This window comes from Niabella aquatica, from assembly GCF_054779315.1.
In genome coordinates, this window is the sequence record NZ_BAAGYM010000020.1 from 214,245 (window position 1) to 238,050 (window position 23,806).

The 23,806-nt window shown below is 42.4% G+C and carries 16 protein-coding genes; 9 read left to right on the plus strand and 7 right to left on the minus strand.

Translation table 11 applies throughout. The annotated features are described in order from the left end of the window. Window positions 1-485 precede the first annotated feature (485 nt). The 3 genes from ACYVBM_RS16285 to ACYVBM_RS16295 all read right to left on the minus strand — a co-directional run bounded on the left by ACYVBM_RS16285 (window position 486) and on the right by ACYVBM_RS16295 (window position 4,801). On the minus strand, window positions 486-2,561 hold the full coding sequence (locus ACYVBM_RS16285; protein WP_460686747.1) for a M16 family metallopeptidase: 2,076 nt from the start codon (window positions 2,559-2,561) through the stop codon (window positions 486-488). Window positions 2,562-2,630: 69 nt separating this feature from the next. Continuing rightward, window positions 2,631-3,953, minus strand: coding sequence for a M16 family metallopeptidase (locus ACYVBM_RS16290; protein ID WP_460686748.1), 1,323 nt, complete (start codon window positions 3,951-3,953; stop codon window positions 2,631-2,633). Window positions 3,954-4,111: 158 nt separating this feature from the next. Then, window positions 4,112-4,801 carry a hypothetical protein gene (locus ACYVBM_RS16295; RefSeq protein ID WP_460686749.1) on the minus strand — a complete coding sequence of 230 codons (690 nt, stop codon included), beginning with the start codon at window positions 4,799-4,801 and terminating at the stop codon, window positions 4,112-4,114. A gap of 306 nt (window positions 4,802-5,107) precedes the next feature. On the opposite strand from ACYVBM_RS16295, the gene ACYVBM_RS16300 reads away from it, so the two are divergent. The 6 genes from ACYVBM_RS16300 (at window position 5,108) to ACYVBM_RS16325 (ending at window position 15,751) form a co-directional block, all read left to right on the plus strand. After that, a complete protein-coding gene (locus ACYVBM_RS16300) occupies window positions 5,108-8,020 on the plus strand; it encodes a ligand-binding sensor domain-containing protein (protein ID WP_460686750.1) in 2,913 nt (970 codons plus the stop codon). 29 nt (window positions 8,021-8,049) lie between these two features. Then, window positions 8,050-8,709 carry a response regulator gene (locus ACYVBM_RS16305; protein ID WP_460686751.1) on the plus strand — a complete coding sequence of 220 codons (660 nt, stop codon included), beginning with the start codon at window positions 8,050-8,052 and terminating at the stop codon, window positions 8,707-8,709. 114 nt (window positions 8,710-8,823) lie between these two features. After that, complete coding sequence (locus tag ACYVBM_RS16310; RefSeq protein WP_460686752.1) at window positions 8,824-9,672, plus strand: SMP-30/gluconolactonase/LRE family protein; 849 nt, start codon at window positions 8,824-8,826, stop codon at window positions 9,670-9,672. Window positions 9,673-10,396: 724 nt separating this feature from the next. After that, a complete protein-coding gene (locus tag ACYVBM_RS16315; protein ID WP_460686753.1) occupies window positions 10,397-13,657 on the plus strand; it encodes a SusC/RagA family TonB-linked outer membrane protein in 3,261 nt (1,086 codons plus the stop codon). A gap of 12 nt (window positions 13,658-13,669) precedes the next feature. Continuing rightward, on the plus strand, window positions 13,670-15,196 hold the full coding sequence (locus ACYVBM_RS16320) for a RagB/SusD family nutrient uptake outer membrane protein (protein WP_460686754.1): 1,527 nt from the start codon (window positions 13,670-13,672) through the stop codon (window positions 15,194-15,196). Between the two features lie 108 nt (window positions 15,197-15,304). Then, the gene (locus tag ACYVBM_RS16325; protein ID WP_460686755.1) at window positions 15,305-15,751 is read left to right on the plus strand and encodes a hypothetical protein; all 447 of its coding nucleotides are present in this window, start codon (window positions 15,305-15,307) and stop codon (window positions 15,749-15,751) included. A gap of 366 nt (window positions 15,752-16,117) precedes the next feature. Here the strand turns inward: ACYVBM_RS16325 and ACYVBM_RS16330 are convergent, their stop codons facing one another. Further along, window positions 16,118-18,541: a S9 family peptidase gene (locus ACYVBM_RS16330; RefSeq protein ID WP_460686756.1), complete on the minus strand. Its 2,424-nt coding sequence runs from the start codon at window positions 18,539-18,541 to the stop codon at window positions 16,118-16,120. A 141-nt stretch (window positions 18,542-18,682) separates the two neighbouring features. Here ACYVBM_RS16330 and ACYVBM_RS16335 point away from each other — a divergent pair, with 141 nt between their 5' ends. Then, window positions 18,683-19,033: a DUF3127 domain-containing protein gene (locus ACYVBM_RS16335; protein WP_460686757.1), complete on the plus strand. Its 351-nt coding sequence runs from the start codon at window positions 18,683-18,685 to the stop codon at window positions 19,031-19,033. Window positions 19,034-19,101: 68 nt separating this feature from the next. After that, entirely contained in the window at window positions 19,102-19,794 is a 693-nt protein-coding gene (locus ACYVBM_RS16340; protein WP_460686758.1) for a hypothetical protein, read from the plus strand. A gap of 109 nt (window positions 19,795-19,903) precedes the next feature. On the opposite strand, the gene ACYVBM_RS16345 is transcribed toward ACYVBM_RS16340, so the two are convergent. From ACYVBM_RS16345 to ACYVBM_RS16355, 3 genes are all read right to left on the minus strand, one after another. Beyond that, window positions 19,904-20,878: a quinone oxidoreductase family protein gene (locus ACYVBM_RS16345; protein WP_460686759.1), complete on the minus strand. Its 975-nt coding sequence runs from the start codon at window positions 20,876-20,878 to the stop codon at window positions 19,904-19,906. Window positions 20,879-20,953: 75 nt separating this feature from the next. Then, window positions 20,954-21,529 carry a Crp/Fnr family transcriptional regulator gene (locus ACYVBM_RS16350; protein ID WP_460686760.1) on the minus strand — a complete coding sequence of 192 codons (576 nt, stop codon included), beginning with the start codon at window positions 21,527-21,529 and terminating at the stop codon, window positions 20,954-20,956. A 107-nt stretch (window positions 21,530-21,636) separates the two neighbouring features. Beyond that, entirely contained in the window at window positions 21,637-22,923 is a 1,287-nt protein-coding gene (locus ACYVBM_RS16355) for an ABC transporter permease (RefSeq protein ID WP_460686761.1), read from the minus strand. Window positions 22,924-23,114: 191 nt separating this feature from the next. On the opposite strand from ACYVBM_RS16355, the gene ACYVBM_RS16360 reads away from it, so the two are divergent. Beyond that, window positions 23,115-23,693 carry a hypothetical protein gene (locus ACYVBM_RS16360; protein WP_460686762.1) on the plus strand — a complete coding sequence of 193 codons (579 nt, stop codon included), beginning with the start codon at window positions 23,115-23,117 and terminating at the stop codon, window positions 23,691-23,693. Window positions 23,694-23,806: the final 113 nt, after the last annotated feature.

Consider the following 23,806-nt stretch of genomic DNA (forward strand, 5'->3'; position numbering starts at 1 on the left):
GGCAATAATAAACATGCCAGCAAAACTTTCATACAAGTTTGTTTTAGAATGAAGCCGTTTATTCTTTTATTTTTCTACAAAAAAGAGAGATAAGCGCCAGCCATTGGGTTTTACATTCATTCAATCCATTATTTGCACAAGCCTGTTTGAACTCATCACTGTAACCATACATAATCCCGAATCAAAAAGTGGCTGTCTCAAAAGTCAATTTGGTTGTCATATTGAGCTTGACGAAACATTGATACCCAAATCATTAGCCTTCGACAAGCTGTTAATGGCAAGTAGTTTAAATAAATGAAAATCAATGTCGCCCTGTTCCGATAGCTATCGGAAGACGAAGGGTGATTCTTCAATCGAATCATGCTTCGACAAGCTGTTAGCACGACATTCTTCTTTGTCATTTTAAAGAACTTGACCTGCGGTTATTGGGGCCTCAGGCTGACACACCTTTTGAGACAGCCACTTTTTAAAAATATTCAGCACATTTACTCAAAATCCTTATCCGTAACACCTTCATTGATCTTATAATTGCTCAGGGTCAGCTCAAAACTCTGGCCCATTACAGACTGAGCCATTGTTCCGGGCAGTTTTATGCCGTTAACAGTAGTATAGTTACCGTAATCCATAGATTGGTCTATTTGCTGTCCTGCAGCTTTTATTTTGCTGTCTTCTTTTAACAATAACCCCGTGCTTACCGAATAGTATTCTGTACTGGTATTGCCGCTTGGCTTGGTCACCACGATCTTATAGGCCTCTTCTCCGTTCACTTTCTCTATTACCGGTGCTGCCAGCTTAAAGCCGTCGGTATTGTAGTACATCTGGGGAAAAATGCTCCTGGAATCGCCTGCCATTGCGATCTCATCTGCACCCATTTCTTTCTTTTGCCCCATTTGCTCATTGTAGCCGGTTGTGCCATTAAATACCCTTTTCATAGCGGTCATACCTCCCATGGATAACACCATGAATGATTTATTAGGTGCTGCGCTTTTCATGGAACCGTTCAATGTCTGTCCGCCCACGCTCATACTTACATCGCAGCTTAAGGTATTCACTTTCGATAAGGCCTCTTTTCCACCGATAGCGGTAATGTATTTATCAATTACGCCCTGTCCTGTAATGTTCTTGTCCGCTGCAGCCGATGGTGCAGCAGATTCAGTTACCGGGTTGGCATAGGCATCAAATAGTTGAACCGGATAGCCCAGTTTTTCCAGGCCGGGCTTTACGGCCGCAGCTTTACCCACTACAATGATCCTTGTATCCTTACTGTTGAAATATTTTTCTGCTACGCGTTTGATGTCAGCTACTGTTACCGCATTTATTTTTTGCAGGTAGGTTCTATAAAAATCGTTAGGCAGATTATGAATTAATATAGTAGTAGCATAACTGGCAGTGGTCTGCGGGTTTTCCATGCGCAAAGCAAATATTCCATTGTAAACCGCTTTAGCTGTAGCCAGCTCTTCAGCAGTGATTTTGCCGGCACGCATATTGTTTATTTCGTGGAGGATCTGTGTGACAGCGCTGTCTACTTTATCATTACGAACGGAAGCGCCAGCATCGAACATGCTTTGGTAGCGATCGGCCTCCACATTGCTGTAACTGCCATAGGTAAAGCCATGTTTTTCGCGCAGGTTCATGAACAATTTGCTTTCAGCACCGCCACCCAATATATGGTTGGCCAGTACCAGCGCATGATGGTCGGGATTGCTGTAGGGATTACTGATCAGGTTGCCGACTGTTATTTCGCTTTGCACTGCTGAAGGAACATCGATCAGGTCTATTTCTGTTTTTGCAGGATTGGCAACTGGTACATCTTTGGCTATAGCCAGCTTCTTGCCCGTCCAGGTGCCGAACGCTTTTGTAGCGAGTTCTTTAGCCCTGGCCGGGGTAATATCGCCTACAAAAGTAAGGATGCTGCTGGCGGGACTCAGGTATTTTTGATAAGCACTTTTTACATCATTTAATGTTATAGCTTCAGTTGTCTGGATGGTTTGAAACTCGCCGCTGGCTGTGTTTTTACCATAAGAAAGCGCTCTTACCATACGCGAAGAGATAGCTTTTGCATTTCTCTCCTGGGTTTTCAACCCTGTAATTTCCTGCGATTTCAGCTTATCGAAGTGCTCCTGCTGAAATGCAGGGTTTCTTAAAGCATCAGCCATCAACATCAGGCTGGGTTCGAAATAGCGGTTCAGTGCCGACACATAACCACCACCGGAGTTTAAAGAAACCGTGGCGCCCATCATTTCTACTTTTTCATCAAATTGTTCTTTGTTAAGGGATTGGGTGCCTTCGTTCAGCATGCCGCCCATAAGGCTTATAACACCTGCTTTATCACCTTCCAAGATGATACCACGATTGGTGCTAAGGCTGGCAGATACTTTAGGCAGCTTATGGTTTTCTACCACCAGAACCGTCATGCCGTTAGGTAAAACGAATTTTGCAGGATCAGCAATTTTAATAACAGGCGCGGGACCTGCCTTGGGTTTTTTGCTTCTGTCAATAGTTTGCGCAAATACCGCTACTGATAGCAAAAGAATAGCGAATGCTATAAATATTTTCTTCATAATCTTTTTATTTGATGCTTTACGCACAATTTATTTTTAAAGAGAGATCTTTCCCTGCAGGCATATAAATTATTTTGCAGGTTCATTTTTTGACGGCAAATAATAAATAACCACGCGCTGGTTTTTATTCAGGTATTTCCTGGCAACATCCTGTATATCCTGCCTCGTAATGGATTTGATCAAATCCAATTCTGTATTTAAGTAATTGGTATTACTATGAAATGTATAGCCATTAGCAAGACTTTCTGCAATGCCCATCATAGTGTTATTGCCGCTTACAAAATCATTTTCCGCCTGATTTTGCAGCTTGGTAAACTCTGCTTCAGAAATAAGTGTGCCCTGCAGCTTTATTACCTCTTCATCCATATCTGCCAAAAGACTGTCTAAACTCTGATCGCCGTTAGGCAGCGCAAATGTGAGGTAGGCGCCGTAATCTTCCAGCGTATAATTAAAGGCCGCTACCTGTAAAGCGTTCTTTTTGCGGTCTACCATTTTTTTATACATACGGCTGCTGGCGCCACCGCTTAAGATCTGCGAAGCCATATCCAGCGCTACCGCGTCACGCGCTTTCATGCCGGGAGTGCGATAAGCTGCTATAATAGCCGGTATCTGTATATTGGCATCGTAAGCGGTATCTACAATCTCCTTTGTGACAGGATCTTCGGTAATATTGACCCGTTCTATAGCCGGCCCTTTGGGTATGGGACCAAAATAGGCTTCTACCAGCTTTTTGGTCTTTACAGGATCGATATCGCCGGCAATTACCAAAACCGCATTATTGGGCGCATAATATTTTTTGTTGAAGGCTAAAAAATCGGGCAGCTTCGTGTTATCCAGGTCTTCCATACTGCCAATAACCGACCACCGGTAAGGGTGCCTTATAAACAATTTTTCAAATACCGAAGAGATCAGGTTCCCGTAAGGCCGGTTGTCGATGCGGAGCCTTTTTTCTTCTTTTACCACTTCGTTTTGAGTGCTTACACCGTCTTCGTTAATTACCGGGTGCATCAGCCTTTCACTTTCAAGCCAAAGGCCGGTTTCCAGCTGGTTGCTGGGAAATACTTCATAATAATAAGTACGGTCCTGAGTAGTGTTGGCGTTGTTCTGTCCACCGTTTTGAGAAACAATCTTCATAAACTCGCCCTTCTTAATATTTTTTGAACCTTCAAATAATAAATGTTCAAAAAAATGTGCCATACCGGTATGCCCGGCAACCTCATCCTTACTTCCTACATGATACATTACTGACGTAACCACTATAGGTGCCGTATGATCTTCATGCAGCACTACCCGCATCCCGTTGCTTAAATCGAACTCTGTAAACTTTACTTTTTGAGCCATAACGGGTAAAGCACCCATCAGCAACAAAAAGCCAATGTTGATTTTTTTCATTTGATTGTATTAATAGATTTTAATGATAATTAAAAAGAAACAGGTTACTTATTACATACGAATTACATACGAAACTAATAAAAAAGAAAACACCTGTTATTACCACTCATATAATATTTTACAGAGGGGTCCTTTTTAAAACCACGGCTAAAAGGGGTTTATGCTACCAGGTTCGCCAGTATAACGGCAACTATTCCTGCTGTCAGCCCCAGGTAATATTCCCCCGGTGTATGCTCTAAAAGAAGTAAGCGGGAAGTGCCCACTATGCCGGTCAATAGTATGGCCAATGCCAGATACAGAGTCAGGTTTGGAGCGGATGGATCAAAGGTAAGAAGACATAAAAACGCAGTGGCAGTACCCATTGCAATGGCGTGCATACTTATCTTCACATAAATATTTGTCAAAAGCCCGATGGAAGAGGCCAGAAAAACACCCAGGGCAAATACTATTAAATAACGGGGAGCGTCAGGTAAGCCACGCCACACATACCACATCCAGAAATACCAGATATTACAAACAATAAAAGGAATGATACGATCTTTACGATCTTTCAGTCTGATGGAGCTGATGAGGTTTAGGCCTTTTAGAAGCAATACGCTTACCAACGGGAAAAAGGTATAATTGATTATTGCCTGTCCTAAGGTCAGGACTTTTTCCTGTGGAGAGGCCCCTATAAATAAAAAAGGCTCTGCAAACAGCAGAAATGCTATTAAATATAGTGGTACAAATATGGGATGAAAAGCATACGACAAGAATCCGGCGGCCAGTCGTAAGAACAAATTAGGTCGCGGCAGTTCGCCTGTTTCTCTCAGTCCGCCCGGGGTAACTACATATTTTGCTGTTTCCATACAATGAAGGGGCAAAGTAACTAATTTATTTTTTATCAGCTGAATTCCTGTTTTTTAAAAATCCCCCTCTTTGGGGTAGAATAGCTATAAAACTTCCTGTTAGATTTGCTTCAAAATAGGAAAATCATACTTTAATAACTACTACCATAAACAGGTATCATCTTTTTTTCTCATGTAATTGTTTGTTAAAAATAATTGCAAAGCAGGCGGTTTCTACCGCCTGTCCATTTTCATTTCTATTTGCGTATATAGGCCACTATATTAGTGTATCCGGTAATTTTTTAGCTATAAAAACGCTTTAACGCCATGTACCGCCATTCAACTATATTTTTCATCCTTTTCTTTTCAGCCTCATTGCCGGTTGCCAGCCAGAAATTATCTTTTGAACAGTTTGGGGTTGAAGACGGCCTGAGCCAATCGCAGGTGTTATGTATAGCACAGGATGCTCAACGGCATATATGGATTGGTACGCAAGGAGGGGTGAACAGATTTGATGGTCTCCGGTTTGATAAATTTTCGAGAAAAGATGGTCTGAACGCCTCCATTATTTACAGTTTATACGCCTCTAAAAGAAAAATGCTATGGTTGGGAACAAATAAAGGTCTGTATAACTACGATGGTAATACATTTATCCACTACCCCGCAAAAAATGATTCTGTAAAAGGTATCTATGCCATTGCAGAAACCAGCGAAGGCAGGATCTGTGTGGTTACCAACCGCATGCAATTAGTGTTTTTAGAAAACGGACGGTTACAAACAATGCCTTTTCCTGTTGATGATTATCGTATCACCTGGATGGGACTTACTTCTTCTGGATTACTATCTGTTTACTGTTACAATTACGGTTTTTATACGTTCCGCAATAAAAAATGGGAAAAAGACCCGTTTCAGCCCGAACTGGACCGGGGTGACTTTGTGAGGTTTTGCATCACCCATAACAACGATCAGTTTCTCATTACCAGGTATAAGAAAATCTTCAGGTTATCCGGTAATAAGGTTAGGGCAAAAGGTGCCGTTGCCGGCAACCATGTACTTTCTGCAACCATAGAAAAACAAGGTGGTTTGTGGATCGCATCTGATAAAGGCGTGTACATATATAATAGCCAAACCTTACTGGCTGAGACCCGTTGTAATACAGCGAATGGGTTTTCGGACAATTTAGTTCACGCACTTTTTACAGATGCGGATGGCACGGTTTGGTTAGGTTCGGATGGTGATGGACTGTTTAAATATAACGGCAGCTCCTTTCGGCGATATGATGCGTCTAACGGGCTTCAGGGGAATATTGTAATGGGGCTGTTAACAACAACAGATAACCGCATGTTTATTGCCACACGTGAAGGCGGGTTAACGCTGTATGATGAGAACACCAAAACATTTAAGGCTATCCCTTACAGCGGCTTAAGCAAATCTGGAATCAACTGTATTGGTGGCGCACCGTCGGGCCCTGTTTATATTGGCACGCTGGACGGCAAACTGCTGAAGTACAGGAAAGGCATGGTATCTGAAGTCAATCTCGGTGCAGGAAGAAATTCAGTACAAACCATTACTGCCGGAAATAATAACATATGGATATCAACTTTCAGCGGATGTTTTGTGATACATGATAATAAGATCAAAAAAATACCGGGAGTGGATCAGCTGGTTTTTTCTGTTTTACCAACCGGAGAACGTTCTATCCTTATAGGCACGATAGAAGGTATATATGAATATACAGGCAATAAGACTGCACGAAAAATAGATATACCACAGCTAAAAGATAATGAAATAACATGCTTCGCCCTATACAGGCAATATACGGTTATTGGCACTTCAAATAATGGTATATTTTTCTGGAACAGAAGCAAAAACACTATTGAACATTGTGATACAGAGAAAGGCCTGGCAGGTAACCAGGTTTTTAGTCTTTTCACCGACTCGAAAAAAAATGTTTGGGCAGGAACCGGCACAGGCTTACAACAGGTAGTGTTTAATGAAGCCCAGAAATCCTTTGCGGTAAGAAGGTTCTCTGCTGCTGATGGTTATGGCAGTTTTGAATCTAATTTAAACGCAATAACCGAAGACAAACAAGGCCGCGTATGGATCGGGAATACAAAAGGGGCTTTTATTTACCAGCCTCCGGTTGAAGAAAAGGAACCACTGGCACCCTTCACACTTATCGAAGGAGTAGTATTTCCCGGAAATGAATCCAATCATTTTTTGCCCGGAACCCACTTACCGGCTTACCCCGCAATAAAATATAGGGGTAATCATATCAGCTTCAATTTTAAAGGGGTGTATCTTAAAAATCCATCAGCGGTAAAATACTCCTATATGCTGGAGGGGTACGATACAGCATTCTCCAAGCCAACAAAAGAAACACAGCTGAGTTACCATAACCTGGAGCCGGGGAAATATACATTCAGGGTTCGCGCCATTGCAGGAATGCAATTTTCATCCAATACAGCCGAATATAGTTTTACCATACAGACACCGTTTCATAAAACAACCGGGTTTATCGTGTTACTGGTAGTAGCGTTGTTGCTTACAGGCAGCCTGATACAATATTCGTTTGCCAAGGCAAAGCGCAGAAGGATCAGACAGATCAGAGAAATAAAAGAACAGGAACAGCAAAAAGTAAGAGAGCAAACCGCAGCAGATTTTCATGATGAGCTGGGTAATAAACTGACAAGAATCTCTCTGCTTGCAGAAGTGCTGCAACAGAAAACAGATCCTGGCGATGAAGAAAAAAGGCAGATCATTGACCAGATACAATCTAATGCCCGCGGGCTTTACACAGGCACTAAAGAAATTATCTGGTCGCTGTCAAAAGAAAGCGATACTCTTAAAGATGTTTTATCTATTATACAACAAACAGGCGTGGAATTGTTCAGTAATATAAATATACAGTTCGAGGTAAGCGGGCTGAACATCATTGACCCCGGTATAAAAATACCAGCAGGTTACAACCGGGATATTATCATGATCTTCAAAGAGCTGATGAATAACAGTATGCGGCATTCCAATGCTACTCAGGTTACAATAGAATATAGAAAAGAAGACAGGGATATGGTAGGGATTCATTTCACAGACAATGGCATCGGTTTCGATGAAAATATAGTGGAAAAGGGAAACGGGCTGAAAAATATTAAACGCAGGGCTGAAAGAATAGGGGGTAGCTTTACAATAAGCGCTAATGAAGGGCCCGGCATTACCTGCAGTTTAATCTTCAGTATATAAAGCAAATGCAAAAAGTATAAATATTTTTTATGACAACAGGTAATCCATATGATCGTATCGGAACTGGCCAACCTTATAATATTTGCGTTATAGAAGATGATGAAGTAATCAGGAAAAGCTATGTCAGCCTGTTGCAGGAAGACGAAACCTTTTTTGTATCGGGTGCGTATGCATCTGTAGAAGCAGCGCTGAAGCTTCTTAATGAAAATCAGCCGGATGTTATTTTACTGGATATACAACTTCCGGGTATAAAGGGTGTGGACGCTATCCCTGCTATAAAAAAGATATTGCCCGAAACCCGCATCATTATGCTCACCGTACATGAAAGCAATGACCTGGTATTTACTGCTTTAAAAAACGGGGCAGCAGGGTATTTGACCAAAAACACATCGTTTAGTAAAATAAAAGAGCATATAAAAGAAGTGGCAGCGGGTGGGGGCGCCATGAGCGCTGGTATTGCGTTGCAGGTAATGAAGCATTTTCAAAAAAATATTAACTCTCCGCTAACCCGGCGGGAAACTGAAATTTTAGAATGCATTGCTGCCGGTAAAAGCCGCACCAAAATTGCTGCAGCATTATTTATAGATAAAGAAACGGTGAAGTCTCATATCAAAAATATTTATCACAAGCTGGATGTAAACTCACGCGATGAGGCCATTAAAGCAGCGAGAGAAGGAAAGTATATCTGAGATTAGCTGATCAGACAGGTCTTTACTATAAAAGTAATGTTAATTTAGCTGTCATAAAAACAAAAACTACAGGAACTTTTCATAACTTTTGTCTTTTATAAAAACTTTATTTTAATGAAAACAGCCACTGTCATGAGCCTATTTCCCATCACTTTCCTTTTTGTTATATGGATGCTTGTGTCGGGGAAAAGCATTGCACAGCCCACACTTATTAAACTATGGGAAACAACCGATTCTATCCCTGTTCCCGAATCTGTGCTTCCTGTGCCGGGCAGAGACGAGCTATATGTTTCGCTGATTGATGGTAATGGAAATGAAAAAGACGGCAAAGGCGGGATTGCCATCCTCAATAAAAACGGACGCATTAAAAACCTAAGCTGGGTAAGCGGACTGAATGCTCCCAAGGGATTAGGTATTTATAAGAACAAATTATACGTGGCAGATATTACCGATGTAGTGGTAATTGATACAAAAACCGGAAAGATACTTAAAACCATTCCCGTGCCAGGGTCTGTTTTTCTTAATGATATTACAGTTGATGACAAAGGCATTGTTTACATTTCAGATACCCGGGAAAAAAAAGTGCACCGGCTTGTTAACGATGTTCCTGAACTATACATGGATGACGTCACCAGTGCGAACGGACTGAAAGCTATTGGGAGCGATTTATATGTGCTTGCCGGAAAAGAGCTATGGAAGCTGGACAAGCATAAAAATAAAACAATTATTGCCGCTGGCTTCGAACAGGGTGGAGATGGTATTGAACCCGTGGGCAATGGCGATTTTATAGTTACCTGCTGGGCAGGGATCATTTACTATGTAAAGGCAAACGGGCAGTTTGAAAAAATGCTGGATGTGCAGGGAAAAATGAACACTGCAGACCTTGCCTACGATGCAGCAACTCAAACACTTTATGTGCCTACTTTTAATAACTATAGCGTAATAGCATTCAGGTTAAAATAAATCAAACAATGGTCTTTCCATTTTTACCCAGGATAAAAATTTTATAAGAAAAATATCTCATTGCTATATGAGCATTTTTTACATACAGATTCAGAGCCGTTATATTTCCCGTTCCATATATCAGCTCCTGAGCTTGCGAAACCCATTACGGTAAATGTCAGGAAGAGAGTAGCAAGCTAGCCTCGCATTTTATATTCCCCGATCCATTCCTATCATAGGATGACTTTTATAATTATACTGCAATTATTGCCAAAAGACAATAAGATCAAATAAATTAATACTGCGAAACTTTAAGTTTCGCAGAGCCCAGTTCTTCTGGACCTGCAGTTCACGAAGTTCTATTCTATCACTTTTAGCGATAACAGCTAAAATAACACACTTGTTTTGCAGACGTTTCACCTCCCCCTAAAAGGGGGATTTTTAATAGGCTACCCAGATGAAACCCTTAATAACACTGTGCCTTACTGCAAATCACCCCTTTGGGGGGATATTAAAAATTTAACAAATTATTTCCTTTGTCTTATTGCATTTGTAAAACAGCCCAATGGAATATATAAATAATTACAGCAAACAGGCTTTTCATAAAGGCAAAAAATTGATCCTGAAAAAATAAAATCCTTGTAAAGAAAATTATTTAACCGAACGAGAAAACGGTTAGATGATCATTTCTGCTGGTTTCCCGTAAGTGTTCAAAAAAATCAATGTTTAACCAAAAAATAAGTTCATGAGAAAGACTTTGCTATTTCTTTCACTATTGCTGTTCACATGCCTTGATACAAAGGCGCAAAGCCGTACTATTACCGGAGTGGTTACAGATGAAAAGGAAGCTCCTGTTCCTTCAGCAACCATACTTGTTACCGGTACGAATACAGGTGTATTTTCAGATGAAAAGGGCCGGTTCTCTATCATCATCCCCGAAGGTAAAAAGAAGCTGGAGATCTCTGCCGTTGGAAGAGTTACCAGGCAAATAACCATTGGCAGCGAATTACACCTGGATATTGTGCTCCCGCAGGAGCAGGAATCAATGGAGACCATTGTTGTAACGGCGTATGGCAAGCAAACCCGCAGATCTGTAACCGGGGCTGTTTCTTCCATCAATGCCCAGGATATTGAGAAACGCGCATTAACAAGTGTTACAGGGGCGTTGGAAGGTGCAGCTACCGGGGTTATGGTAAATAATTCTTACGGTCAGCCCGGCAGCATGCCTGCTATCCGCATCAGGGGTTTTTCTTCTGTAAACGGTAACAACAGGCCATTGTATGTAGTGGATGGAGTGATAATGGCTACCGATGTGGTAGGCACAGAAGAAATAGGAAGCAGCATTGCCGACCTGAATCCTAATGACATTGAGAACGTATCGGTATTAAAAGATGCCGCGGCAGCAGCACTGTTCGGCAATAAAGCCTCTAATGGCGTAGTGCTGATCACTACTAAAAGAGCCAGCTCCGGCAAGCCTGTTTTTAATGCCCTCGTGAACCAGGGCATGTATACCCGTGGTTTAAAAGACTATAAAACCATGACACCGGATCAATATATGGAAACCATGTGGCTGGGCTACAGGAACAACCTGCTGTCTACCAGCAATGTTTATAATACGGTTGAAAAGTCCAGTGCAAAAGCTACACAGTCGGTTATTACCGATAATATCCGTTACAATATTTATAACAAACCCAGCAACCAGCTTTTTGATAATAATGGCAAATTAGTAAGCGGTGCTTCTATACTTCCCGGATACCTGGACGACCTGGATTGGTATTCGCCCATTCTTCAAAAGGGTCACCGGCAGGATTATAATGTAAACGGGGGCGCCCGCAATGAAAAAAGCAGCGTATATTTTTCAACCGGTTACCTGGATGAAAAAGGATTTTTTAAACGTTCCCGCTTTCAAAGATTTACGGGCAGATTGAATGCAGATATCACACCTGTTAAATGGTTCAAGACCGGCGTAATGCTGAACGGTACCAGCCAGATCAATAATAATTACACGGATGACGACGGAGCCTTTAACAATCCCATCGAGAACGCCAGAACGATAGCACCGGTGTTCCCTGTGCACCTGCACGACACCGCTACCGGCAACTATATGCTGGATGTCAACGGTAAAAAACAATACGACGACGGCTCATTGTATAACCGGGGGCAATACCCTGCCCGTCATGCCATTTGGGAAAATGAGCTGAATAGCAGGAAAACCCATATCAGCACCATGCAGGGCCAGGCTTTTGCCAATATTAAATTCCTGCAGGATTTTTCTTTTACCATTACGGGCGATCTCACTTCAAAAAATACAGAGCTCAGGCGGTATGAAAATCCTGTAATAGGCGATGGCTCAGGTAATCTGGGCAGAGCGGGCAGAGATATGTACAGGTACAAAACTTATACATTCCAGCAGCAACTGAACTGGAGCCGGTATTTTGGGAAACACAGCTTCGATGTGCTGGCGGGTCATGAAAACTATAATTTTTTCTACAGCAATCTGTATGGCAACAAAGGCATTCAAACCTTCCCCAGCCTGGAAAACCTTGATAATTTTACCAGCACGATCGACCTGGGCGAATATGAAAGCGTGGTAAGGACCGAAAGCTACCTGGGAAGGGTACGATATAATTTTGACCAGAAATATTTTATTGAAGGCTCACTGCGCAGAGATGGTTCATCGCGCTTTAACCCTGATCTCCGCTGGGGTAACTTTGGCGGAATTTCGGCGGTCTGGTCGGTTTCAAAGGAAAACTTCCTGGCAGACAACAAGATTATTACAGACCTGAAATTAAGAGCCGGCTATGGTTCGGTAGGCAACGATGGAAGCGCCGCCTATTATGCCTGGCAAACCCTATACGCCCTTAACCAGAATGCCAACTTAGGTGCGCTGTATCTTAGCCAGATAGGTGCGACCAACCTGGTGTGGGAAAAAGTAGGCACCTGGGGCGCTGCTGTAGAAGGCCGGTTGTTCGACAGGCTGAACTTTACAGCAGAGTATTTTGATAAACGTTCTATTGATCTTATATTCCCTTTCAACCTGCCGCTTTCGGCAGGGGCTACCTCTTCACTGGTTGCAGAAGCTACCATATTAAAGAACCTTGGCACATTATCCAATAAAGGCTGGGAGCTGGCTGCAGATTACGATATCATCAGCAACAGCGATTTAAGACTGAACTTTGGCGCCAATGCCACTTTCCTGAAAAACAAGATCATCCGCCTGCCGGAAGAAAACAGGAAAGACGGCATCATCAGCGGTACCAAAAAACTGTTTGAGGGCCGCAGCATTTACGATTTCTGGTTGTACCAGTTTGCAGGTGTAGACCAGATGACCGGTGTTTCCTTATATATTGCTGATGATGTAGTGTACAATGGCGGCGATCCTGAAAAACCAGGTACAGCTATACCGGCTTCCAGCCTGGTAACTATCAATGGTAAAAAATACGTAACCAATACTACTTATGCCAAAAGAGACTGGAGCGGCACTTCTATCCCTAAAGTATTTGGAGGTGTTTCCTTGAAAGCCGATTGGAAGAATATATCTTTTTCTGCTTTATTCACATACAGCCTGGGAGGTAAAATGCTGGACTATACTTACCAGGACTTGATGGCTATGTCGGGCCCGGCCCACAACCTGCATGCAGACCTGCTAAACGCCTGGAACGGCATACCCGAAGGCATGACGGAAACTTCGGCTAACCGGATAAACCCCACAGGAATCCCGGTCGTTGATTATTCCAAAAGCGACCAGTCGAACGCAGTTTCGTCAAGATTTTTACAGGATGCCAGTTATGGTGTAATAAAAAATATATCATTGGGATACAGGCTGCCGGCTGCTCTTCTGGAGCGTGTGTCGCTGAGGTCTTTAGCCATTAGCTTTACGGCCGAAAACCTGGCAACCTTTACCAGGCTCCGGGGTATGGATCCGCAGCAATCCTTCAACGGTCTGCATTACAGTTATTTTATGACACCGCGGGTGTTCTCACTTGGAATTAATTTAGGATTATAAAATATTTAAAATATGAACAAATATATATCTGGCCTCATGATTGCCCTGACAGTTTTTACTGCCTGCAGCAAAACCTATTTAGATACAAAGCCTACTGATGCGGTTGGCCTGGAATCGGTGTTTGAAACCACTGCCAATGCCGCGCTGGCCGTAAACGGGCTGGCTAAAATGATGACCAACCAATACCTCGAAAGCCAGGGCTTTAACGGAGAAGGCACTATAAAAATGTGGTATGGCAACTATGCCGGCGCCGATTTTTATGTAAACCTGCCGGGTTGGGCACCCCTTATCAATGCTACGCTTTACGAGAATACAATCACCATTTATAACTACTACGTATGGTATTACTATTATAAAATAATAGGAAACGCTAATACCATATTGGCAAGGATAGATGCTGCAGAAGGGCTGGAATCGGAAAAAGAATTTATAAAAGCGCAGGCTTTAACGTTCAGGGCTTACTGTTACATGATGCTGGTGCAGTTTTACGGCAACCGCTGGTCTGACTCGCAAAATGGGACTGCTAAAGCTGTTGTGCTAAGGCTGGATGAAAGTTCAGGCGCCGTACCCCGCTCTACACTGAAGGAGTGTTATGACCAGATCTATAAAGACCTGGATGATGCTATCAGCATGTATGAAAGTTCAGGTGGTGAACGCAGCGATTACTTTGAGGCAGATCAGCATGTAGCTTATGCAATATATGCACGCGCTGCGCTAAACCGGCAGGATTATGCAAAAGCTGAACAATATGCAAGGCTGGCACGAACAGGATATCCTTTAATGAGCAATGCCGATTATAAAGACGGATTTGCCAACCCCACATCCGAATGGATCTGGAGCAGCTACGGCGCTTCTGATGAAACGCTCTATTACTATGCTTTCCTTTCTTATATAGCCTACAATTCCAACGCCGGCGCTGTTACGGGAACACCCAAGTGCATCAATAAGCTACTGTTCAATAAAATTCCTGCTTCGGATATTCGCCGATCGCTCTTTTTAGATCCAACAGGCTACACTTATAATACCGGTACCGGGCAGGCATCTGCAGCGCTGGCTGCTTATGGCAGATCTTTATACCCCGACATCCAATCCAATGCCACCCTGTATGCTTATATGCAATTCAAGTTCAAAGCGAATGACTTACCCGGTGTGGGTAACATACCGCATTTCCGCTCATCGGAAATGATACTGATAGAAGCAGAAGCCAAATATTTTCAAAACAAACCTGCTTCGGAAATACAGGCATTATTAACGCAGCTGAACAGAACATCGGGCAGGGATCCGGGCTATACCGTTATTAAAACCGGTGAAGACCTCTGGAACGAGATTAAGCTGTACAGGAGCATTGAGCTTTGGGGTGAGGGCTTCGACTGGTTTGACCTGAAACGCTGGGGCGTTACTTTACAAAGGACCGCTACAGACCAGGGAGGCAGCTTCCCTGCCGCCTTAGCCGTAACCATAAAACCAGAAGACAGGAATAAATGGACATGGCTTATTCCAAATAAAGAATTTGATTATAACAGTGCCATAAATGAGTAATAGTTTTAAAGCGCCCGATGCGGGCGCTTTAAAAAATAATTCACGCCTTAAGGGGGATAGTTTTGCTTAATTACACTGCTACCTTTATAATAACAGAATCAGATAAAAATGAAAAAGCTAATCCTCTCTATTGTATTATCAGCGTCGCTGTTTTTTACCCGGGCCTGTCCGGACTATAACGATACCAATAATCCCGCTATAGGTACTTTCAATACAATCTTCAAGAATGCCAGTCACGTATCCTGGTTTTTTCATAGTCAATATTCTTTTGCCTCTTTCTCTGTTGACCAGGTACACATAAAAGCATGGTTTGATAAAGATGGGAAGCTTACCCGAACCATACGTTATTATAAAGAAGAAACCCTGGCTCCGTTCATTAAGCTTTGTATCAGCCAAAAATATAGGTTGTGGGAAATATTCGGCATTACAGAGTTATCGTCTAAATATAACCTCTGCTATTCAGTCGTTTTAAAAAAAGACGGGCAGATCAGAATTATAAATATTGATCAGGCAGGTACGATCACATTAGCAAAAGCATATAGAAACGGATCCTAAGGCCAGAGAAAATCACTGCCCTGCCATCATTACTTATACGCCGGATGCGCCAGTATAAGTTTCTCCATTACACTTACCTCAAAGTTTTCCTATTACTCATCAGGTAGCTGGAAGTACAAATGATAGACCAGCATCAAAAGCGCTAGCGGAAAAGCAAGTGGTAAGGAAATCTTAAACCGTATTATAAGCTGCTGAAACAGGCGTGGGCAAAATGTATATGAAAAAACATGATTCCGTATGCCAACGCAGCCAGTATGACAAGCCGTTGTTACGCCTATTGTACACAACAGCACCGGGCCTGATGCCGCAGCCTTAATGGCAGAAACAGCTTAAGGCATACTGAAAATTATTTTAAACGGATAATTATTACTCTTTCAGGTATTTATCCAAAAACTGCTCCTGTTCCCAAAGTACATGAAGAATATTTTCTTTCGCTGCATAACCATGACTTTCTTTAGGTAACAATACCATCCGGGCATTTCCACCCAGCCCTTTGATGGCCTGAAAATATCTTTCCGTTTGCAAAGTAAAAGTGCCAGGATTGTTATCAGCTTCCCCGTGGATCAATAAAATGGGTTTCTTCATTTTTTGGGCGTTCATAAAAGGCGACATAGTATTATATACCTCCGGTACATCCCAGTAATTCCGCTGCTCGGTCTGAAAGCCAAACGGAGTGAGGGTACGGTTATACGCACCGCTGCGGGCAATACCACAGGCAAAATCGTTAGAATGGGTAAGCAGGTTAGCCGTCATAAACGCCCCGTAAGAATGTCCGCCTACGGCTACTTTGGTACGGTCAATATACCCCAGCCGATCAACTGCATCAATAGCAGCTCGGCCATTGGCTGCTAATTGCTCAATAAAGTTATCATTAGGCTCCTGGACACCTTCGCCAATAATGGGAAAAGAAGCGTCGTCCAGCACCACGTACCCTTTGGTAACCCAATAAACAAACGAACCATAATAAGGGAAGGTAAATTCATTCGGGTTCTTGCTGTTCTGCCCCGCGCTTTTTTTATCTTTAAACTCTTCGGGGTAAGCCCATATCAATAAGGGTAGCTTCTCCTTTTTATTCATATCATATCCCAGCGGCAAATACAAGGTGCCGGACAGGTCTACACCATCTGCACGCTTATAATGAATAACTTCCTTGTGAACATTGGCGATGGCCTCGAAAGGATTTGTATTAAAAGTGATCTGTACGGCAGCTGTCTTCTTTTTATAGTTCCTGAAATAATAATTCGGGTATTCGTTTTTTGATTGTATCTGTACCAGCGCTATGCCGTTCTTAAAATCTTCAATGGAATAAATCTCTTCTTTTTTGGTTTTTAAATTGCTTTGATAAAGTCTTTTGGTTTTTAAAGTTTTCAGGTTGACCTCGTCAATAAATGGGAACTGACCTTCTTTTGTAAACCCTTTACCAATTAAAAACATATTGCCGTTTTCTATTGCCAGCACCTGCCGGCTGTATTCGTTCTTTTTGGTTTCAAAATTGCCGGGATCGCTGTAAATATCCTGGTAATTCCTGTCAGAAATTATTTTCGGCTGCTGATCGGGCCGGGAAGGGTTTAAAAGATAGGTTTTCAGGTTACGGGTATCGTACCAGTTATCATACATTATCGCGGTATTCGCATTGCCCCATACAATGCCTCCGAAACGTTGTTTGGTTTTAGCCAGGGATACCGGCTTTGCAGCAAAAGGCGCATCCCATACAAAAACCTCATCGCGGTAATCTGCTTTATTAGCCGGGTCGCCTTCATCCAGCGCTTCCACATAATACAAAGTGGCCGGCTTGTCATTTCTCCAGCCCATATATCTTTTACCGGTTGGTACTGCTCCAAAACCTTTCGGTATGATTTCTGCCAAAGGCGTTTCATTCACTGTTTTTATTTCATTGCCCTGACGGTCATATACTTTTGTAACCTGGGGAAAGCGGCTCAGCGGAACAATATAAGAGAACGGTTTTTTGATGGCAGTCAGCATAATATAACCGCCATCGGGAGAGATGGACTGCCCTGAGTACATACCGCTCTCTTTAAACAGTTCCCTGGCACCATCAATACTTATATTATATAGTTCAGACGTGATAAGGTTTTCAAAATTCTGTTCGTCCGTTTTACTTTTCAGCAGGTCCTGGTAAGTCCTGTTCTGTGAAACCTTGCCATCTGCCGTGGATATGGTCGGACCCTTTGGCAAATCTTTTTTAGAGTCTATAAGCGCAGCCCGGGTAGCAGGTATGATACGTGCGAGCAAGGTTTTATTGTCCTTATGCCAGCTGTAAGGCGATCCCATATTGGCATTGAGACGGGCTTCCGTAAGCCGGGTGGCTTTTGCTGTAGCAACATCTATCACCCATAATTCCACGCCGGTAGCAGCAGTGTTGGTAAAGGCGATCCTGGAATCATCGGGGCTCCAGGCTATATACGCGATCCTGGGGTTCTCCGGCAGGCCTGTAACCTGTACCGGCTCAGCTTTTACTTCTTTTATTTTCCTGATCTTCAGGTTGTTAATATAACTTACAGTGGATGAGATATTCGTAACAGGATTAATACGTAATCCGCCCAGCCTCATTTCGTCCTGGTTCAGATCGTCCAATGTTTTATATGCATTCCTGTAAGAGAGCAGCATATAGTTTTTCCTCGTATCCATTGATACGGAAGGAGCCGGCTCGTAATTGGCAAGAGATAATATCGGCTCCGATGGTTTTTGATAAGTAAGGTCTTCCTGTGCTATTAAAGTATGAAAAGAAAGCAGGCAGAGTAAAATTGTAAAACGGTGAAGACGCATCATACTTTTTTTTACAAACCTACATGAAATTTTTTTCCAAAAGGGTTCTCTGAACAGGAGAAAATAATAATACGCGTGATGAAAACAGATATTCAATAAAGCTTATCGATTCAGCCTTTATCTTTGCTGACAATAAAACAGTTTATGGAATTAACAGCAAAATTAGTGCAGGTGCTTCCCCTGCAAAAAGGTACCGGGAAAACAGGTAATGAGTGGCGCAAACAAGACATTATTGTAGAAACCAGCGGACAATACCCTAAAAAAGTATGTATATCTATCTGGGGCGACAAAATAAACGAGAAGGTATTACAGTTAGGCAACATGCTTAATATATCTTTCGATGTGGAAAGCCGTGAATTTAACGGACGGTGGTATACCGATGTAAAAGCATGGAAGGTAGAAGCTGCAGGTAATGCAGGCAGCAGAGACAGCTATGTTGACGAAATGCCTCCGGATGTTCCATACAATGATGCTGAAGACGATCTTCCGTTCTAGTTTTAAGCCTTTGTTATGAATAGTAAAGTCCTTGTGCTTTAACTTTATCTACAGAAAACCTTATTGTAATGAAAAAAATTTTTGCGCTCCTGGTATTAGGTAGTATGCTGGTTGTTGGTTGTAAAAACGGGTGTAACAAAAAAGGAGATACTCCTTCATCCAACGAAGATTCGCTGAATGTCAACCTGGGCGAAAGGGCCGATTCTTTGCAAAACAATCCATCCATCCAGATTGATTCAGTGCAGTTAAAGGCCAGTAAAGACTCTATACTGACGGGTCTTACAAAAGAAGTGCTGACCATATTTAAGAACAGGCAATACGCCAAACTTGATTCGCTGATACACCCTGAAGAAGGGGTTCGTTTTTCTCCCTACGCAACCGTATCCCCTGAAGATAACCGGTTTTCGCGCGAAGCATTTCAAAAAATGGTTACCCTAAATAAAAATAAAAAGCTGAATTGGGGCAATTATGATGGCAGTGGCGATCCGATCCTCCTAACCCCTGCCGAGTATTTCAGCAAGTTTGTTTATGATGCCAATTTTGTTAATCCCCAGAAATTTGAGATTAATAATTTTATTCAAACAGGAAATTCTGTCAATAATCTTAAGTCCAGGTATGAAGGTAGTGACTTTACTGAAAGCCACTTTTCCGGTACAAAAAAATATGGTGAAATGGACTGGAAATCGGTAAGATTGGTATTTAAGCAAATAGATGGAAAATATTACCTGGTAGGTGTGGTGCACGACCAGTGGACGATATAATAAGCTGACGGCTTTTTGTATAATAGTTGACAGACACGATGTACGAGCGTTCGTACATCGTTTTTCTTTATCCGTCTATTGGCAATACAAGCTATTCGCTGTTGCTTTTTCAGATTAAAACCACCAAACGTTTTCCCCCGTCAATATTCATATCCCAGGCCCCTTCAATGTCTTTGAGCGGAATGTTGATGGTTTCGATTTTCAGCTTACCGGTTGCCGCGAGCTGAAACATTTCGGGAAGGATTTCGGTGATCAGCAATTTTACTTCTTCGCGTGTCCAGGTTCCCAGGCCCGAACCCGAAATCTGGATGTCTGTGCTGCGTAAAATGGAAGAAGATAAAGTAATGGTATCGCCCATCATTCCGCCAACGGTAACAAAACGTGTACGATGCGAAAAACTGCCATTGCCTTTTAATGCAGAAAAAATCAGCTCTGCGCTATGCCCCCACAAATAGTCAATCACCACATTAACCGGTTCTTGTTGGTGTGCATTTTTTATTTGCGCAATGAAAGTTTCATCATCTTGTTTAAGCGAAATAATTTCATCTGCACCTAATGATAATAATTCTTTCAAAGATTGCTCGTTCCTGCCTGTTGCAATCACTTTTTTTGCACCGTAATATTTGGCAATCTGCACCGAAATTTTTCCGGTAACGCCTGTTGCACCGTTAATCAGAACTGTTTCTCCTTTTTGCAAACCTGCTCTGAAACACAATGCCAAAGCGGATCCCATCACGGCATTAGGAAGGGCAGCCGCGGTTGCATCATCAATATTTTCAGGTATTTTTACTATTCCGTTCTTGTCTACAAGGGCTTTTTCAGCAATCATACCACTTACGCCAATGCCGTAAACCCGTGTTCCGTCTGCAAGCAAACCAACGCCATCCCCGCCTACAACTTTTGCTGCAAAAGCTTCGTTTTGTGTAGAATAATGTTTTCCGCTTGCCCGCATTTTATCGAGGTTTTTCACGGCCGACGCTTTTACAGAAATCAATAACTCGTTTTCGCTTTGCCCTTTCGGTTCTGCAAAATCTTCTACATATTTTGGCATTTCGCCTTTTTGAAATACTACTGCTGCTTTCACCTGTTTATCTTTATACGGCAAAATTAACATGTAGTAGTTTCGCAGGCAATAACATATGTTATTAAATAAGGCAGATTATTTCCCTTTGGAGTATTTACTTTTTATGCGGCTAAGATGGACGGTAGAAATTCCAAGGTAAGAAGCGATATAATGCTGTGGAACACGTTTTACAATTTCGGGTCTTTCTTTCAGCAAGTTCAAATAGCGTTCTTGCGGTGTGTCTTTAATCATTGAAAAGAAATATTTCATATAGTCAAATGTCCGATCAAAGATTTTATTGATAAGCATATCTCTCAGGTGGGGGATTTCTTTGATTTCTTCAAGTATCCTGTTTAAGTCATTTTTATGTATCCACCATAAAACACTGGACTCAATAGTTTCTATGGCAGCAAGGCTTGGAATATTTTTCCTGAAACTTTCAATAGAACCTACTGTTTCATTTTCGAAGAAAAACTGGGAAGTAATATCTTTTCCATTGTTGTTCAACCACACACGGATACAGCCTTTTTCAATCAGGAACATCTTTTTTGAAACTTCACCTTCGTTCAGTAGCGTGGTTCTGGCAGGAACTTCCATGCGTTTAAAACAACCTGCATAGTCATTCCATTTGTCGTCATCAAGCTGAAATTTATTTCTGAACTGTTCAAGCATTTTTCTTATAGTTGTTAAGATGCCGGTTTTAAAACAGCCGGTAACGGGCTGATCATACCTGTTAGGTTCACCGGTACAATACCATTGCGTATGGTATGCACGCTTACTTACACCAGCCCCTGCTTTTTCATACCAGCATATGCCGTTATCTGAAAAACCACGATCATTACAATAGTAGGAACAAGTAAGATAAAAATATCTTTGAGCTTTCCTCCTTCAAGGAACAGTCCATAAAACGCTTCCAGGCACCAGTGCAGGGGCGATATGCGCATAATACCCTGCATGGATTGAGGCATGGCAAAAGCTGGAACCAGCAGGCCGCCTATAGCCGCAAACAGCACGATGGCAACAGCGCCTATACCATTGCTCTGCTCCTGGGTTTTGGCAAATACCCCGATCATAATAGCAAAACTCGCAGCGCACCACCCGCATAAAATGATCACCAGCATCAGGCTACCCATATCTTTAGGAAAATCAAGACCCGGCAAACCAATATGCGGGAACACCCATTTACCAATAGAAAAGATAACCAGTGCCTGTATTACCGTTATGGTTATATAGGCTATCTGTTTAGATATCATAGCCACGGTAAGGGAAGTAGGCATGGTTTTCAGGCGCATAAAGCTGCCGCTGTTCTTTTCTCTTACGATGCTTGATCCAAGCGATATCACTATAAAAAACATGGCAAAAACCGTCCATGCCGGTATATTATGCTGCGTGGCGTTCACTATAACATGGGCGCCGTCTTTAGAAGCCGGAAATTGTTGTACAGGCGTTTGATTAGAAAGTATCTGCTGCTCCAGGTCAGCCGGCAATTCCGCTGAATCGTTGATAGCGCTGTACAATTGCCGTACAATATATTTGCTTTGCACGATCTGCAATACACTGTTAAGCGCCCCATCTATTCCCTGCCTGAAAGAGGCTTGCAATACCGGGTGATACAATAATGTTACCGGTGCGACATGCTTTTTTTGCGGCCCGGCGATACTATCGGTAACAACCGAAATCCTTTGTAATGCCTGCCCTGCCACGTTTTCAGATTTTGCCAGCACATCGGCTGTATATTGCTCCGGTATTACCAGTGCCAGCAAGGCCTCTTTATCCTGCAGCCGCTGTTTCAGCATCTCTTCCCCCTGCTCCGGCAGTACTTTTTTTAAAGTAAACATACTTCCATTCTGCAAGGCAGCTTCCAGCTCCTTCCCGGCGGCACCTGTGTCATTATTTAAAAACAGCAAAGGCACTTTTTTGTCGTTCACCAATTCAAAAGTGCTGTTCTGAACAGTGGTAATAACTATGGCTAAAATAATGGGCATAACAAACATCAGTGTAAGCCCCACTTTATCGCGAACCAGGATACGCCAGTCTTTCTTTATAGTAGCCCGTAGTTTATACATGATGGTGGCAAATGTAATTGTTTTTTCAGCTCTGTTCCTGAATAGGCAACAGGCATAAACAACAAATGTTTTTTTTACCTGTCAAACAACAAACTCAGGCATGATATAAATCATATTTTGTTGGCAAACAACAACGCTAATTTAGCAGCACCTTTTATTCATCCCGATCCTAACTCATAAATCTACCATATATGAAATTATATAAAAAATGGATTTTATACGTGCTGTTATGCATAACGCTAAAAACGAATGCACAACATACCGGAACATATAAAAATGAACATTCAGCTCAGGGAAACCTCCGCATTGGTACAGCAATGGGGCATGCTTTTATTAAAAAAGCCCTGCATAAGGATCTAGAAACAGCAACCATTTCGGCAGCCGCGCTGGCTTTAGATGTAGACTACTGGTTTTTGAAAAAGTTCGCTGCGGGCCTGCATTCTGACCTGGTTTTTGAGAGTTTCCTGGTAGAGGAGAAAAAAGGAGGAGAAGAAGCTGATTTTATTGAACGCGAATATCCGGTCGCCGTAGTACCTGTAATCATGTTCAGTCCCTTGAATCATATTACTCTTGTTGGAGGAGTGGGCAGGGAATTCAGCAGGGGGAAAAACCTTACACTGTACCGCGGTGGCGCAGAGTATGGCTTTGAGTTGCCTAGTCATTGGGAACTGGCGCTTTCTGCCATGTACGATGCTAAACATAAATCGTATGATACCTGGATGTTCGGCCTGGGTATAAACAAATGGATAGGCTTATCACATAAACATTAGTTCGGAGCTCATAGGGTGTTCCCGAAAATTAAAAGATAGTCATTGTACGATTATTTTCGTACATTAAGAGAGGGTGTCAAATTCATCATTTGTTTGTTGGGTGAGTATTTTTA

Bases quoted from the DNA above. Each gene is read 5' to 3' on its own strand.
- ACYVBM_RS16285 (WP_460686747.1), bottom strand. From the start codon at position 2,561: ATGAAGAAAATATTTATAGCATTCGCTATTCTTTTGCTATCAGTAGCG.
- ACYVBM_RS16290 (WP_460686748.1), bottom strand. From the start codon at position 3,953: ATGAAAAAAATCAACATTGGCTTTTTGTTGCTGATGGGTGCTTTACCC.
- ACYVBM_RS16295 (WP_460686749.1), bottom strand. From the start codon at position 4,801: ATGGAAACAGCAAAATATGTAGTTACCCCGGGCGGACTGAGAGAAACA.
- ACYVBM_RS16300 (WP_460686750.1), top strand. From the start codon at position 5,108: ATGTACCGCCATTCAACTATATTTTTCATCCTTTTCTTTTCAGCCTCA.
- ACYVBM_RS16305 (WP_460686751.1), top strand. From the start codon at position 8,050: ATGACAACAGGTAATCCATATGATCGTATCGGAACTGGCCAACCTTAT.
- ACYVBM_RS16310 (WP_460686752.1), top strand. From the start codon at position 8,824: ATGAAAACAGCCACTGTCATGAGCCTATTTCCCATCACTTTCCTTTTT.
- ACYVBM_RS16315 (WP_460686753.1), top strand. From the start codon at position 10,397: ATGAGAAAGACTTTGCTATTTCTTTCACTATTGCTGTTCACATGCCTT.
- ACYVBM_RS16320 (WP_460686754.1), top strand. From the start codon at position 13,670: ATGAACAAATATATATCTGGCCTCATGATTGCCCTGACAGTTTTTACT.
- ACYVBM_RS16325 (WP_460686755.1), top strand. From the start codon at position 15,305: ATGAAAAAGCTAATCCTCTCTATTGTATTATCAGCGTCGCTGTTTTTT.
- ACYVBM_RS16330 (WP_460686756.1), bottom strand. From the start codon at position 18,541: ATGATGCGTCTTCACCGTTTTACAATTTTACTCTGCCTGCTTTCTTTT.
- ACYVBM_RS16335 (WP_460686757.1), top strand. From the start codon at position 18,683: ATGGAATTAACAGCAAAATTAGTGCAGGTGCTTCCCCTGCAAAAAGGT.
- ACYVBM_RS16340 (WP_460686758.1), top strand. From the start codon at position 19,102: ATGAAAAAAATTTTTGCGCTCCTGGTATTAGGTAGTATGCTGGTTGTT.
- ACYVBM_RS16350 (WP_460686760.1), bottom strand. From the start codon at position 21,529: ATGCTTGAACAGTTCAGAAATAAATTTCAGCTTGATGACGACAAATGG.
- ACYVBM_RS16355 (WP_460686761.1), bottom strand. From the start codon at position 22,923: ATGTATAAACTACGGGCTACTATAAAGAAAGACTGGCGTATCCTGGTT.
- ACYVBM_RS16360 (WP_460686762.1), top strand. From the start codon at position 23,115: ATGAAATTATATAAAAAATGGATTTTATACGTGCTGTTATGCATAACG.